Source organism: Streptomyces marokkonensis, from assembly GCF_008312835.1.
GTDB classification, from domain to species: domain Bacteria; phylum Actinomycetota; class Actinomycetes; order Streptomycetales; family Streptomycetaceae; genus Streptomyces; species Streptomyces marokkonensis_A.
In genome coordinates, this window is record NZ_VSKS01000012.1 from 151,331 (window position 1) to 165,676 (window position 14,346).

13 protein-coding genes are annotated in these 14,346 nt (G+C 74.1%); 9 read left to right on the plus strand and 4 right to left on the minus strand.

The window, feature by feature from the left end; translation table 11 throughout:
- Positions 1 to 47: 47 nt before the first annotated feature.
- Both F1615_RS21750 and F1615_RS21755 read left to right on the plus strand, forming a co-directional pair.
- Complete coding sequence (locus tag F1615_RS21750; protein ID WP_149550704.1) at positions 48 to 1,025, plus strand: ATP-binding cassette domain-containing protein; 978 nt, start codon at positions 48 to 50, stop codon at positions 1,023 to 1,025.
- On the plus strand, positions 1,022 to 1,804 hold the full coding sequence (locus F1615_RS21755; protein WP_149550705.1) for an ABC transporter permease: 783 nt from the start codon (positions 1,022 to 1,024) through the stop codon (positions 1,802 to 1,804). Before F1615_RS21750 ends, F1615_RS21755 begins: the two co-directional genes overlap by 4 nt.
- A 169-nt stretch (positions 1,805 to 1,973) precedes the next feature.
- On the opposite strand, the gene F1615_RS21760 is transcribed toward F1615_RS21755, so the two are convergent.
- The 3 genes from F1615_RS21760 to F1615_RS21770 all read right to left on the minus strand — a co-directional run bounded on the left by F1615_RS21760 (position 1,974) and on the right by F1615_RS21770 (position 3,733).
- Positions 1,974 to 2,249, minus strand: coding sequence for a hypothetical protein (locus tag F1615_RS21760; protein WP_149550706.1), 276 nt, complete (start codon positions 2,247 to 2,249; stop codon positions 1,974 to 1,976).
- A 126-nt stretch (positions 2,250 to 2,375) separates the two neighbouring features.
- Positions 2,376 to 3,194, minus strand: coding sequence for an anti-sigma factor (locus F1615_RS21765; protein ID WP_149550707.1), 819 nt, complete (start codon positions 3,192 to 3,194; stop codon positions 2,376 to 2,378).
- Positions 3,191 to 3,733, minus strand: coding sequence for a sigma-70 family RNA polymerase sigma factor (locus F1615_RS21770; protein ID WP_149550708.1), 543 nt, complete (start codon positions 3,731 to 3,733; stop codon positions 3,191 to 3,193). The genes F1615_RS21765 and F1615_RS21770 overlap by 4 nt, the downstream gene beginning before the upstream one ends.
- 207 nt (positions 3,734 to 3,940) lie before the next feature.
- Here F1615_RS21770 and F1615_RS21775 point away from each other — a divergent pair, with 207 nt between their 5' ends.
- The 4 genes from F1615_RS21775 to F1615_RS21790 all read left to right on the plus strand — a co-directional run bounded on the left by F1615_RS21775 (position 3,941) and on the right by F1615_RS21790 (position 10,351).
- A complete protein-coding gene (locus F1615_RS21775) occupies positions 3,941 to 5,473 on the plus strand; it encodes a DUF4331 domain-containing protein (RefSeq protein ID WP_149550709.1) in 1,533 nt (510 codons plus the stop codon).
- Between the two features lie 115 nt (positions 5,474 to 5,588).
- Entirely contained in the window at positions 5,589 to 7,145 is a 1,557-nt protein-coding gene (locus F1615_RS21780) for a tetratricopeptide repeat protein (RefSeq protein ID WP_149550710.1), read from the plus strand.
- Positions 7,142 to 8,644 (plus strand): nickel transporter, encoded by a 1,503-nt coding sequence (locus F1615_RS21785; RefSeq protein ID WP_149550711.1) that lies wholly within the window; start codon positions 7,142 to 7,144, stop codon positions 8,642 to 8,644. Before F1615_RS21780 ends, F1615_RS21785 begins: the two co-directional genes overlap by 4 nt.
- A gap of 78 nt (positions 8,645 to 8,722) precedes the next feature.
- The gene (locus F1615_RS21790) at positions 8,723 to 10,351 is read left to right on the plus strand and encodes a serine/threonine-protein kinase (RefSeq protein WP_149550784.1); all 1,629 of its coding nucleotides are present in this window, start codon (positions 8,723 to 8,725) and stop codon (positions 10,349 to 10,351) included.
- Here F1615_RS21790 and F1615_RS21795 read toward each other — a convergent pair.
- Positions 10,321 to 11,127 (minus strand): SGNH/GDSL hydrolase family protein, encoded by an 807-nt coding sequence (locus tag F1615_RS21795; RefSeq protein ID WP_149550712.1) that lies wholly within the window; start codon positions 11,125 to 11,127, stop codon positions 10,321 to 10,323. The two genes, F1615_RS21790 and F1615_RS21795, sit on opposite strands and share 31 nt — an antisense overlap.
- 599 nt (positions 11,128 to 11,726) lie before the next feature.
- Here F1615_RS21795 and F1615_RS21800 point away from each other — a divergent pair.
- From F1615_RS21800 to F1615_RS21810, 3 genes are read left to right on the plus strand one after another with little or no spacing between them, the layout of a single operon-like run.
- Entirely contained in the window at positions 11,727 to 12,548 is an 822-nt protein-coding gene (locus F1615_RS21800) for a glycosyltransferase family 2 protein (protein WP_149550713.1), read from the plus strand.
- Complete coding sequence (locus F1615_RS21805; RefSeq protein WP_149550714.1) at positions 12,545 to 13,546, plus strand: glycosyltransferase; 1,002 nt, start codon at positions 12,545 to 12,547, stop codon at positions 13,544 to 13,546. Before F1615_RS21800 ends, F1615_RS21805 begins: the two co-directional genes overlap by 4 nt.
- Positions 13,539 to 14,336, plus strand: coding sequence for a polysaccharide deacetylase family protein (locus F1615_RS21810; protein ID WP_208818375.1), 798 nt, complete (start codon positions 13,539 to 13,541; stop codon positions 14,334 to 14,336). Before F1615_RS21805 ends, F1615_RS21810 begins: the two co-directional genes overlap by 8 nt.
- Positions 14,337 to 14,346: the final 10 nt, after the last annotated feature.

Genomic DNA, 14,346 nt, shown 5'->3' on the forward strand with positions numbered 1-14,346 from the left:
CACCATCGTAGTTACGTACACCGTACGTAGTGCGCTATGGTCGACCCATGACTACTACGTACGCTGTACTTAGTGAAGGTCTGGAGAAGCGCTTCGGGGCGGTCCGCGCCCTGCGCGGGCTGGATCTGGCGGTGGCCGAGGGAACCGTGTGCGGGATGCTCGGGCCCAACGGGGCGGGCAAGACGACAGCCGTCCGGCTGCTTACCACCCTGCTGCGACCCGACGCGGGCTCGGCGCGGATCGCGGGCCACGACCTCGTCCGGGAGGCCGCCGCCGTACGGCGCAGGATCGGCGTCACCGGGCAGGACACCTCGATCGACGGGGACCTCACCGGGCGCGAGAACCTGCGGTTGTTCGCCCGGCTGCACCGGGTGGGCGGTGCGGCCGGGCGGGCCGACGAGCTGCTCGACCGCTTCGGGCTGACGGAGGCCGCCGACCGGCCGGCGTCCGGCTGGTCGGGCGGCATGCGGCGCCGGCTGGACCTGGCGGCGAGCCTGATCCGGCGTCCGGAGGTGCTGTTCCTGGACGAGCCGACGACCGGTCTCGACCCGGCCAGCCGCACGCTGATCTGGGAGGCGGTGCGCGAACTGACCGGCGAGGGCACGAGCGTGCTGCTCACCACCCAGTACCTGGAGGAGGCCGACCGGCTGGCCGACGACATCGCCCTGGTGGACCGGGGACGGGTCGCGCACACCGGCTCCCCGGCCGAGCTCAAGGCGCTGGTCGGGACGCACGCGGAGGTGATCGTCGCGGACGCGGCCGCGCTGGTGGCGGCCGCCGGGGTGCTGGACCGCCTCACCGGTTCTCAGCCGTCCCTGGACCGCGCGCGGAACGCGGTCGGCGTGGTCACCAAGGACGCGACCGTCACTCTCCCGCACCTGGTGCGGACGCTGGACGCGGCGGGCGTGCCCCTGCTCGACGCGAGCCTGCGGCCCCCCACCCTCGACGATGTGTTCCTGCGGCTGACCGGGGGCTCCGTGGCCTTCGCCGGCCGCCCCGGCGACGACAAGGAGCGTGCCGCGTGAGCACGCTGGCGTACGACGGCACCGCGATGCTCGGCCGGCAGCTGCGGAGGATGCGCAACAACCCCGGGCTGCTGATCCTCACCCAGACCATGCCGGTCAGCATGCTGCTGTTCTTCGGCTACGTCTTCGGCAGCGCGCTCGCCGTGCCGGGTGCGGAGTACCGGTCCTTCCTGGTTCCGGGACTGCTGGTGGCGACGGCGGCGGGCGGGGTCATGACCGGCATGTTCCAGTCGGCCCAGGATGTCCACCGCGGGGTGACGGACCGGTTCCGCACGCTGCCGGTGAGCCGGGCCGCCGTGCCGGTGGGCCAGGCCGCGGCGGACGTGCTGGTGACGGCGGCCGGGACGGTGCCGTTCCTGCTGGTGGGGCTCGCGGTCGGCTGGCGGGTGGAAGCAGGCCCGGCGGCCGCGGCGGGCGCCCTCCTGCTGTTGCTGCTGTTCCGGTTCGCGTGCGTGTGGACCGGCATCTTCCTCGGGCTGCTCACCCGGAACGAGGAGGCGGCCGGTCAGCTGGGCGGGGCGACCTTCCTGCTGCCGCTGCTGTCCAGCGCGTACATCCCCACCGCGGGGCTGCCGGGGTGGCTGCGCACGGTGGCGGAGTGGAATCCGATCAGCGCGGTGGCGACGGCGCTGCGGGAGCTGTTCGGCAACGCGCCCGTGCCGGAGGGGGCGGCCTGGCCGGTGGCGCATCCCGTCGCGGGGTCACTGGCCTGGTGCGCGGTGCTGCTCGCGGTGTTCGTGCCGCTCGCGGTGCGGGAGTACGCGCACGCCGAGCGGTGACCTGCGGGGAGGAGGGGAGAGGCCGGCGGGCCCCCGGATCGCTGCCGGGTGGGACCGGGGGCGCCGGCAGGAGGACGTGCTGGGGTCTGATGCGCCGGGTGCCCGGTACCGCGGGGATGACGGACGGGCGGGCGCTGCGCCGGGACGGTGGGACCGACCGGCGCGGGCGCTACCGGCTGCCGAACAGGGAGCGGCGCAGTCGGCGCAGCGGGGCGAAGAGCGAGACGCGGCTCGTCCGGGCCCGCGCGCCCCTGGCACCCCGGCTGTGCGCGGTGTCACGCGCGGTCAGCTCGCGCATCAGCGAGGTCGCCTCCGCCGTCTCGCGCTGCGGGACGGCCGGTCCCCCGAGGACCGAGAGATGGCGGTCGAGGCGCGAACTGGTCGCGCTGCTCCCGCACGTGATCGCAGGGACCCTGGCCCTGCTGCGCACTGTTATCTGTTCCATGTCACTCCCCACCCGTACGAGTCCACCCGGCCCGGGCAGGGTAACCCTATCGCCCCGTCCCGGCACTCGTGTATCGAGGTCACAGGATTCACCTTCCCCATAAGGGTGTTGACGAACCTACGACGATTACTCTCCGAATCCGACCGTTTTCAGGGCGAGTTGGACGATGGGCTGGCCGGTGGGTTGCGGTGACCCGCCGTCGGGCTCGACGGTCACGGCGAGTGACGTCGCCGCGGTGTCGAGGCCGGATGCGACCAAGGGTGTGTCGCCGTCGAAAAGCCCCAGGGACCGGGGCCGCTCGCCCGGGCCCATGAGCCAGAGCTGGCGCACACGTCCGTTCGGAGGGTCGCCGTATCCGCCGAGAGTGACGACCGCGCTGCGGGAGGATGCGGAAGCGATCACTCCGATCGTGCGGCCCCGCGGGTCCCGGCCGCTGCTCGCGCGGGCGTCCGGCGCGGCCAGAACGTGGGCGATCTCACGTGCCCGGTCGCGCTCGGCGTCGAGCCGGTCCTGGGTCCGGTCCGCCTGCACGGCGAAGAGCGACGCGACGACGAGCGCCGCGGCGGCGGTGGCCGTCGCGAACGGCACGAACAGCGGCGACCGGCGCCGCTCCCGGGTGCGTGGGGGTGGTGCGGTGCCCCAGACGTGGGGCGGGAGTTGCGGCGCACGCGCGCGCGGGGGGCCCTGCGGCGCGGGCTCCTGCGCGGTGGTCCGTACGGCGGCCAGCACCCGGTCCCGCATCGCGGGCGGCGCGGGCGCGGCCGTGGACCAGGCGAGGCGGACGGCGTCCTCGGCGAGGTCGCGCACCTCGGCGGTGCAGCGGCCGCAGGACCTCAGATGCTTCTCGAAGCGGACCCGCTCGGCGGGCTCCAGGGCGTCGAGGGCGTAGGGGGCGGCCAGCGAGTGCAGGTCGCCGCGGGACGTCAGTCGGCCGAACAGGCTCATGCCGCGCCTCCCAGGCAGTCGCGCAGGCGGGTCAGGCCGTCCCGCATCCGGGTCTTGACCGTGCCGAGCGGCAGCGACAGCCGCTCGGCGACCTCGCGGTAGGTGTAGCCGTCGTAATAGGCGAGGGTGACCGACTGGCGCTGGAGCGCGGTGAGGCGGTCCAGGCAGCGGCGCACCCACTCGCGTTCCAGCCCGGCCTCGACCTCCTCGGCGACCTGGTCGAAGGCGGGGCCGTGGCCGCGCCTGGCCTCGCGCTGCTCGCGTTCGCCGGCCGCGCGGGCGCTGCGCACCCGGTCGACGGCTCGGCGGTGGGCGAGGGTGAGCACCCAGGACAGGGCGCTGCCCCGGCCGGGGTCGAACCGCGCGGCGGAGCGCCAGAGTTCCAGCAGCACCTCCTGGGCCACCTCCTCGGACTGGGCGGGATCGCGCACCACGCGCCGCACCAGCCCGTACACCGGCCCGGAGACCAGGCCGTACAGGTCCTCGAACGCCTTCTGGTCACCCGCGGCCACAAGCATCAGCAGCTCGTCCGCCTCCAACGCGCATCCCCTTCTTCCCGGCCCCGCGGGGCCGCCCGGTGGCATGAGGCACGCACAGAAGCGCGCCCCCGGAGGGGAAGTACGGATCACCGGGCCCGAAACGCGGGTCGGCGGCGAGAAACGATGTCGAGAAAACTCGACCAATCCGGCCCGCCGCGCGTTCCGAATCCCAGTGCGTCAGGCAAGTTGGCACTGAGGACGGACGGCATGACACCTAACTCCAGGACCGGTGCGGGACGCAGGAGTCTCGCGACCCTCATCTGTGGCGCGCTGGCCGCCGGAGGGCTCGCAGCCGCCGGCGTCACCGCGCTGGAACCCGAGGCGGCCTCCGCCTCCTCCCACCGGGAGGCCCCGCTGATCTCGGGCAGCCCGCAGTTCGACAACACGGACCTGTACGCGTTCGTCAGCCCCGACAAGCCGGACACGACGACGATCATCGCGAACTGGATCCCCTTCGAGGAGCCGGCGGGCGGGCCGAACTTCTTCACGTTCGCCGAGGACGCGCAGTACGACCTGCGCGTCGACCGGGACGGCGACGCGCAGGAGGACCTGATCTTCCGGTACACGTTCAGGACGCACACGAAGAACGACAAGACGTTCCTGTACAACACGGGTCCGGTCGAGAGCCTCGACGACCCCGACCTCAACATCACGCAGACGTACGACCTCGAACTGATCAAGCTGCGGCACCTGAAGGCGGTGTCGAGGACGAAGGTCGCCGACGACGCGCCGGTGGCGCCGTCGAACGTCGGCAAGGCGTCGATGCCGGACTACGACACCCTGCGCAAGCAGGCGATCCACGAGCTCGCCGGGGGCGGCCGGACGTTCGCCGGGCAGGCGGACGATCCGTTCTTCCTGGACCTGCGCGTCTTCGACCTGCTGTACGGCGGGAACCTCTCCGAGGTCGGCAACGACACCCTCAAGGGCTACAACGTCAACTCGATCGCCCTTCAGGTGCCCCACAGCCTCATCACCGAGTCGGACGAGCAGCCGGTCGTCGGCATCTGGTCGACGACGCAGCGCAAGAACGCCCAGGGTGACTTCGCGCAGGTCTCGCGCCTCGGCAACCCGCTGGTGAACGAGGTCGTCAACCCGCTGAAGGACAAGGACACGTTCAACGCGTCCGCGCCCCGGGACGACGCACAGTTCCTGGAGAACGTCACCAACCCGGAGCTGCCGGAACTCATCGAGGCCATCTACAAGATCCCGGCGCCGGACGAGCCCCGCGACGACCTGGTCGACGTGTTCCTGAAGGGCGTCGAGAACCTCAACCGGCCGCCGCACGTGACGCCGTCGGAGCAGCTGCGCCTCAACACCTCCGTCAAGCCCGCCGCGGAGCCCAAGCGGCTCGGTGTCCTCGACGGGGACACCGCCGGCTTCCCGAACGGCCGCCGCCTCACCGACGACGTGATCGACGCCGCCCTCCAGGTCGTCGAGGGTGAACTGGTCGGCGCGAAGAACGACCTGGGTGACGCGGTCGACGCCAACGACAAGGAGTTCGGCAAGGCCTTCCCGTATCTGGCGAATCCCACGGAGGGATCGCGCGGCCCGCTCGCCAAGGGCGTGGACGGCGGCAACGACGTGCGCAACCAGCTCGGTGACGCGCTGCGCCCGGCGGGCGCGGAGGGCACGGACAACACGGCCCTGATCGCCGCGTCCGCGGGCGCGGGTGCCGGTGGGCTGCTGCTGATCGGCGTGGCGCTGTTGTGGTGGCGCCGGATGCGCGGCCGGGCGTACTGACCCCGGCGTGTCCCCGGGCGGCCGGCACGACCCGCCCGTCCCACCTACTGGCGCGGCCCGTTCCCCACCCGTCCCCCACGGCACGGGCCGCGCCGCCGAACTCCGAGGAGAGGCCATGTCCCCGCGCACGCACGACAGCGCCGACGAGCACGAGCGGGCCACCGCGCCGCCCGCTCCCCCGGCATCCGGCCACGGGAACACACCGGACACCCCGCGACCACCCGCCGGGGGCGCGCAGCCGACGGAACGCCCGGCGCGGGTGGCCGGTTCCGGTGGGGGCGCCGTCCCGGGGCCGCGGGTGGCGGCGCTGCGGCGGTTCGCCGCCGCCGCGCGGCGTGGGCGGGGGCTGCATGTCGCCTCGTGCGCCGTCCTGCTGGCCGTCGCGATGACCGCCGGGAGCGTCGCGGTGAGCGGCGTCCGGGACGGTGGGCGGGCCGGGACCGACGCGGCACCGGCGGCGGGGGCGGTGGCCGCCGGTGTGCTCGCCGGGGGTGATCTCGACGCCGGGGTCCGTTCCCTGCGGGCCCATCTCCGTGCCCAGCCGCGCGACTTCGGCGGCTGGGCCACCCTGGGGCTCGCCCACGTCGAGCAGGCGCGCACCGAGGGTGATCCCGCGCGCTACCCGCAGGCCGCGCGCGCGTTCGAGCGGTCCCTCGCGCTCGAGCCGGACAACGAACCGGCCCTCGCCGGGCAGGCCGCCCTCGCCGCCGCCCGCCACGACTTCACCGGAGCCCTTCGGTATGCCGACCGGGCCCTGGCGCGGAACCCCTACAGCGAGCGCGCCCTGTGCTCCCGTATCGACGCCCTGGTCGAGCTGGGCCGGTACGACGAGGCGGGCGAGGCCGCCGCCACCGCCGACCGCAGGCGGCCGGGGATTCCCGTGTTCACGCGGTACGCCTACGTACGGGAGCTGCGCGGCGACGTGCGCACCGCGCGGACGGTGCTGCGGCGGGCGCTCGACAGCGCGGCCACGCCCGCGGACGTGGCGTACGTCGCGACCGCGCTGGGGCAGCTGGCCTGGAACCAGGGCGACCACGTCACGGCCCTCACGCACTACGCGCGGGCGCTCGCCGCCGACGAGGACCATCTGCCCGCCCTGGAGGGCCGGGCCCGCGCGCAGGCCGCGAGCGGGGACCGGGAGGGTGCCGTCGAGACGCTGGAGCAGGTCGTCGCCCGCTCCCCGCTGCCGGGTCCGCTGGTCGCCCTGGGCGAGCTGTACGAGGAACGCGGCGCCGACGGCGACCGCGCCAGGGCACGCGACCAGTACGCCCTCGTCGACGCCTGGACCGCGCTGGCCCGCGCGGGCGGGGTCGACGTCGGCCTCGACACCGCGCTCGCCGCCGCCGATCACGGGGACCCCGGCGAGGCGCTGCGCGCGGCCCGCGCGGAGTGGGACCGGCGGCACAGTGTGCACACCGCGGACGCCCTCGCCTGGGCCCTGCACGTCAACGGCCGCGACGAGGAGGCGCTCCGGTACGCCCGCCGTGCCACGGCCACCGGCTACCGCAACGCCGCCTTCCTCTACCACCGGGGCATGATCGAGAAGGCCGCCGGGCAGGACGGCGCCGCCCGTGACTCCCTCACCGCCGCGCTGGAGCTGAACCCCGCGTTCTCGCCGCTGGGCGCCCGCGCGGCCCGTGCGGCGCTCAGGGAGCTGGAGGCGGCACGTTGACGCTCCGCCGTTCCGTCACCGCCGGTGCCGCCGTCCTCACCGCCGCCTGTGCGCTCGCACTGGTCCCGGCCACGGCGGCGAGCGCGCATCCGCTGGGCAACTTCACCGTGAACCGCCACGACGGGCTGGTGGCCGCGCCCGGTGAACTCCGCGTCCGTCATGTCGAGGACCTGGCCGAGATCCCCGCCACGCAGGCCGGGCCGGACATCGACCGGCTGGGCCGGGACGCGTGGGCCCGGCAGCGGTGCGCCACGGCCGCGCGGGACAGCGGGGTGCGCGTCGACGGCCGCGCGGTCGCGCTGACCGTGCGCGACGCCCGCGCGCGCGTGCGGCCCGGTCAGGCGGGGCTCGACACGCTGCGCGTGGAGTGCGCGCTGACCGCGCCCCTCCCGGACGGCGAAACGGTCGACGTGCGCTTCCGGGCGGCCGGCGCGGCGTCCGGTCCGGGCTGGCGGGAGATCACCGCGCGGGGCGACCGTACGACGCTCACCGCCTCGGACGTGCCCACGGCCTCGCCGTCCCGCGAACTGACCCGGTATCCGCAGAAGCTGCTCTCGTCCCCGGCCGACACCAGGACCGCGACCCTGCGGGTCCGCCCCGGCGGACCCGCCCTGGCCGGGGCGGAGGCCGACGCGCCCGCCTCCGCCGTGCTGCCGCGCGGGGCCGACCGCTGGACGCGCGCCCTGGACGGCCTCGTCGCCCGGCGCGACCTCACCGCCGGTTTCGCCGCCCTCGCCCTGCTGATCGCCGTCGGGCTCGGCGCGATGCACGCGCTCGCCCCGGGGCACGGCAAGACCCTCATGGCCGCGACGGCGGCGGCACGCGGGGGCCGGGCCCGGCTCCGGGACGTCCTGCCCATGGCCGCCTCGGTCACGGTCACCCACACCCTCGGCGTGGTCGCCCTGGGCCTGCTGGTCACGGCCGGTTCGGCCGCCGCGCCCTCGGTGATCGCGTGGCTGGGCATCGCGAGCGGTGTCCTCGTGACCCTGGCCGGCGCGAGCCTCGTACGCCGCGCCCTGCGCAACCGGAAGCACACGCACCACCACGGGTCCGGGCACGAACACGGGCACGGGCACGGGCACGAACACGAACACGGGCACCCGCACGGACACACGCACACCCACGGCGGTCACACCCACACCCATGCCGCCGCCCCCACCCTGCGCGGGACGATCCTGCTCGGCTTCGCCGGCGGGCTGGTGCCCAGTCCGTCCGCCGTCGTGGTGCTGGTCGGTGCCGCCGCGCTCGGCCAGGCCTGGTTCGGGCTGCTGCTCGTCGTCGCGTACGGCGCGGGGCTGGCCCTCACCCTCACCGCCGCCGGGTACGCGGTCGTCAGGGCGGGCAGCGGCGTGACCCGGCTGCTGGCCGGGCGTCCCCGCTGGACGGCCGCCCCCTGGGCGGCGCTGGTGCGCCGCGCCGCGCCCCTCGGATCGGCGTTCGCCGTCGTGGCCCTGGGTGCCGGATTGGTGTTCAGGGGGGCGGCATCCGCACTCGGCTGAGCTACTTTCATCGGCAAAGGGAGAATTCGCCCGGATGCGAATGGGGGCGCCGTGTCCGAAGAATCCGGCAGTGAGCGGGTGATCGCGGGCCGCTACCGGCTGCTGTCGCCGCTGGGCGAGGGCGGTATGGGAACGGTGTGGCGGGCCCGCGACGAGCTGCTGCACCGCGAGGTCGCCGTCAAGGAGGTGCGCGCCCCGGCCGGGCTGCCGGCGTCCGACGTCGAGCGGATGTACGCCCGTCTGGAGCGGGAGGCGTGGGCGGCGGCCCGGATCGCCGACCGCACCGTGGTGACGGTGTACGACGTGGCGATGGAGGACGGGCGCCCGTGGATCGTCATGGAGCTGGTCCGCGGCCTCTCGCTCGCCGAGGTGCTGGAGGCGGAGGGTCCGCTGCCGCCGCCGCGTGCCGCGCGGATCGGCGCGGAGGTGCTCACCGCGCTGCGCGCCGCGCACGGGGCCGGGGTGCTGCACCGGGACGTGAAACCCGCGAACGTCCTGATCGCGAACGACGGACGGGTGGTGCTCACCGACTTCGGGATCGCCACGGTGGAGGGCAGTTCGGCGCTGACCATGACCGGGGAGGTCGTCGGTTCGCCCGAGTTCCTCGCCCCGGAACGGGCGCTGGGCCGCACCCCGGGGCCCGAGTCGGACCTGTGGTCGCTCGGCGTGCTGCTGTACGCGGCGGTCGAGGGGAGTTCGCCCTTCCGTCAGGACACCCCGCTGAGCACGCTGCGGGCGATCGTGGACGAGGAGTTGCCGCCACCGCGCCGGGCCGGTCCGCTCACCCCCGTCATCGAGGGGCTGTTGCGCAAGGACCCGGCCGAGCGGCTGCCGGCGGAACGGGCGCAGGAGGACCTGCGGGTGGTCGCGGCGGGGGGCGTGCCCGGCGCGGACACGGCGCGTGCGGCCGCGTACGCCCCGACGGTGGCCGCGCTCCCGGCGCGTCCCGAGACACCCTCGCCCACTCCCCCGTCGCCGGTCACCGGGGCAACGGCGGCGGCCGCCACGGTCACCCGGCCGGGGCGCGACCGGCGCACCGCCGTCGTCCTCGTCGTGGGGCTGGTCGTCCTGGCCCTGGCGCTGGCCGGGCTGACGTACGCGCTGCTGCAGCGCGGGGACGGCGGCCCGGAGGCCAAGGACCCGGGCGGTGAGGTCGGTTCGCCCGCGCGGACCGGCGACGACGGGAGTGAAGGCGGCCGGACGCCGCGGACGGAGGACCCGGATCCCTCCCCCGGCGCGAGCGAGGAGGAGGACAGGAGGAGCACTCCCCCGCCGCAGACCGTGTCGGTGACGGTGACCGGCGCGCACACGGAGTACTCCGGCGCGTGTCCGCCGCCGGGTGAGCGGGCGCCGGCGTTCACGGCGACGTTCACGGTGGGGCGGTTGCCGGCCGAGGTGTCCTACCGCTGGGTGGCGGAGGACGGCTCGGTGGCCGATCCGGGGTGGCGGAAGCTGTCGTTCCCCGAGGGGGGCGGGCGGGCGAAGCAGGACACGGTGGTCGTGACGACGTACGCGGAGGACGGGACGTACCGGAGCGAGATCGGCGTGGAGGTCCGGGAGCCGGTGCACACCACCTCGGAGACGGTGCCGTTCTCGGTGGCGTGCGAGACGGAGACCCCGTCGGACGGGGCCTCCGCTTCTCCCTCCGGTTCGGACGGCGACGAGGAGCCGCCGGATCAGGCCGCCGCGTTGAGCACCGGCAGGTAGCCGCCCGACTGGCCGGCCGCCTTCGGGTGGTACGAGTTGCCGATGTTGAACCAGTCCACGCTGTGCAGCCAGGAGTTGCCGGAGCAGATCTCGTGGCCGGTGAAGGTGGTGCGGACGTCGCCGAAGGTGAAGCCGTACGCCCGGGCGCGCTGGGCGATGGTGTTGTCGAGGAGGTCGGCGGCGTCGTTGATCGCCTTCCGCTTGGTCTCGGAGAGACCGATGCAGGACGTGCCGAGCTGGTAGAAGCGGGGGTAACCGAGCACCACGACCTCGGCGTTCGGCGCCCGGTCGCGGATCGCCGTGTAGACGCTGTCGAGCCGGCCGGGCAGCGTCGAGTCGACGTACGCCCGCGCGGTGGCGATGCGGGAGAGGCAGGAACTGTCGGACTGGAGCACACAGGTCGTCATGACGTCGGCGAAACCGGCGTCGTTGCCGCCGACGCTGATCGAGACCAGGCCGGTGGCGGTGGAGAGCGGGCCGAGCTGCCCGGAGAGAACATCACCCGTTCGGGCGCCCGAGCAGGCGGTGAAGGCGAAGGACGAGGGTGAGTTGGCGGCCGCCCAGAGGTAGGGGTAGGCATTCGTGCTGCGCTTGCAGTCGCCGCTGGAGGAGATGTAGCTGCCGGCTCCGACGCCGGAGGAGTAGGAGTCGCCGAGCGCCACATAGCCGCCGGCCGCGGCCTGTTGGGACGCCTGCGCCGTCGTCGCCCCGGTGAGGGCCGCGGTGACGGCGAGAAGGAGCGTGCCGAGGAAGAGGGCGAATCGGGAACGTCTCATGGAACCTCCCTTTAGCAGGATCTCTGCCACAACCGTCGTACCAGCTACGCGTGTTGACTGGAAGTGTCCATGCCAAAAATGTTACTGCTTCAATACTGGACGAAATCCGGCCGCAGGGACTTTCGGCCCTTGACGCCCCCTACGGGGTACGCCAGATTGAAGCCCGGCATCCGGCGCTTCGGGGGGCAAAGTCGGCCATGCGGACACGCCCATCCGGGCAGGAAACACCCGCAACGGCCAAACCGCCGGAAACGTGAGGTGCCGTTCCAGGTCTTGCCATTCGGGTTCAATCGTCAATACCGTCATACATCTCACTCGCGTCGGTCCGTCAGTACGCGGCTCCAGGGGAGGGCTCAGGACCGCGACGTACCGGCGCGGGGCGCGGTAGGGGGGTGCCGTGCTCGGTGACCGCAACGGTGGCCGGGCCGTGCCGCGCGGACGGCCGTCCTGGTGGCGGCCGGCCAGTTTCACCAGCTCACCCGGCGTGCGTCGGCTCCGTCCGTCGTGACGCGGGGTGAGAACAACCCCCCTTTCGAACCGGACGAACAGCCGGGCCGCCCGAGGGGCGGGCGGTCCGCCGGACGAGAGGGACCAGACTCATGAGCTCCGTACTGCAGCCGGCGGCCGCGGATCAGGATCCGCCGGCCGCCCGGACGTACCGGCCCGTCTCCTCGCACCTGGCCATCGCGCCACCGGTGAGCGTGGTGATACCGGCCATGAACGAGGCGGAGAACCTTCCGTACGTCTTCAAGACGCTTCCCGACTGGATCCACGAAGTGGTCCTGGTCGACGGCAACTCCACCGACGACACCGTCGAGGTGGCCCGCGCACTGTGGTCCGGCGTGAAGGTCGTCGGGCAGCGCGGCAAGGGCAAGGGGGACGCGCTGCGCGCCGGCTTCGAGGCCTGCACCGGCGACATCGTCGTGATGGTCGACGCGGACGGCTCGGCGGACGGCAGCGAGATCGTCAGCTACGTCTCCGCGCTGGTCTCGGGCGCGGACTTCGCCAAGGGGTCCCGCTTCGCCAACGGCGGCGGCACCGACGACATGACCTTCATCCGCAAGCTCGGCAACCGGGCGCTGTGCGCCGTGGTCAACCGCAAGTTCGGCGCGCGGTACACCGACCTCTGCTACGGCTACAACGCCTTCTGGCGGCACTGCCTGGACAAGATCGACCTCGACTGCACCGGCTTCGAGGTCGAGACGCTGATGAACATCCGGGTCGTCAAGGCCGGCCTGAAGGTGCAGGAGATCCCCAGCCACGAGTACCTGCGCATCCACGGCACCAGCAATTTGCGGGCCGTGCGCGACGGCTTCCGGGTGCTGAGAGTGATCCTCGGGGAACGCTCCAACCGGCGGGCGCTGCGCCGCCGCCCGCACCACTCGCCGCTGCTCGACACGGTCCGGGGGAAGGTGTCTTGAGCGCACCCGGAACCCCGGGCATCTCGGTCGTGATCTGCGCCTACACCGAGGACCGCTGGGAGGACGTCCTCGCGGCGGTCGCCTCGGTGCGGGCACAGTCACGGCCGGCCCTGGAGACCCTGCTGGTCGTCGACCACAACCAGGCTCTCCTGGACCGTCTGGGCAAGGAGTACAAGGAGGCCGGGGACGTGCGGGTGCTCGCCAACGCGGGCCCCCGCGGCCTGTCCGCCGGCCGCAACACCGGGATCGCCGCCTCGCGCGGCGACGTCGTCGCCTTCCTCGACGACGACGCCGTGGCCGAACGCGACTGGCTGGCGCGCCTCGCCGAGGGATACGCCGACCCGCGCGTGATGGCGGTCGGCGGACGCACCGAGCCGGTCTGGGCGTCGGGCCGGCGCCCCGACTGGTTCCCCGAGGAGTTCGACTGGGTGGTGGGCTGCACCTACCGGGGCCTGCCGCGCGGACGCGTGCCGGTGCGCAACGTGCTGGGCGGCAACGCCTCCTTCCGCCGCGAGGCCTTCGACGCGGCGGGCGGCTTCGCCACCGGCATCGGACGCGACGGCGACAAGCGCCCGCTGGGCGGGGAGGAGACGGAGCTGTGCATCCGCCTCAGCCGCGCCCGGCCCGACGCGATCCTGCTCATCGACGACCGCGCGGTGATCCACCACCGGGTGCCCGAGGCCCGCGAGCACTTCCGCTACTTCCGGACCCGGACCTACGCCGAGGGACTGTCCAAGGCGCTGGTGGCGCGCAGCGTCGGCACGGAGAAGGGCCTGGAGTCCGAACGCCGGTACACCACGCGCGTCCTGCCGGCCGGTGTGGTGCGGGGGCTGCGCGACGCCCTGCTGGCCCGCCCGGGCGGCGCCGGACGCGCGGGGGCGATCGTCGCCGGGGTGCTCACGGCGGCGGGCGGCTATCTGGTGGGGAGCGTGCGGGCCCGGCGGGGCGGCGTCACCTTCTCCGTGGTGACCGTGCAGGAGGGCGGTGGCCGTGACTGACGTACGCGTGCCGGTCCTGATGTACCACGCGGTCGCGGCCGAGCCCGGCGAGGCGACCCGCGCCCTGTCCGTGTCCCCGGAGGCGTTCGCCGAGCAGATGGCGGTGATCGCGGACCGGGGCATGACCCCCGTCACCACGGCCGAACTGGCCGCGCGCTGGCGCACCGGCCGCCCGCTGCCCGCGCGGCCGGTCCTGGTCACGTTCGACGACGGCTACGAGGGCGTGCACCGCCACGCCCTGCCCGTGCTGGCCGGGCACGGCTTCGCCGCCACCCTGTTCGTCTCCACCGGCTGGCTCCGGGGGCCGTACGACACCGGCGGCGGCCCGGACACCATGCTCGACTGGGGCCAGGTGCGCGAACTGGCCGACGTGGGCGTGGAGATCGGCGGGCACAGTCACAGCCATCCGCAGCTCGACCAGCTCGACGAGGGCCGGCTGCGTTCCGAGCTGATCCTGTGCAAGGAGATCGTGTCGGACCAGCTGGGTTCCGTCCCCGCCTCGTTCGCGTATCCCTACGGCTACTCCAGCCGCCGGGTCCGCGAGGCGGTGCGGGAGACCGGCTACGCCCAGGCACTCGCCGTCGGCAACGGCCTCGCCCGCCGCGCCCAGGGACCGTACGCGCTGCGGCGCGTGACGGTGCGCAGGTCCACGTCCGCAGCCGAGTTCGAGCGGCTGGTGGAGGGACGGGCCCTCGCCCGCGCCTTCGCCCGGGACCGCGCCCTGACCAAGGGGTACGCGATGGTGCGCCGCGCCCGGCGGGCGGGCCGGCTGCTCCGCCCGCCGCACTGAACACACCGGG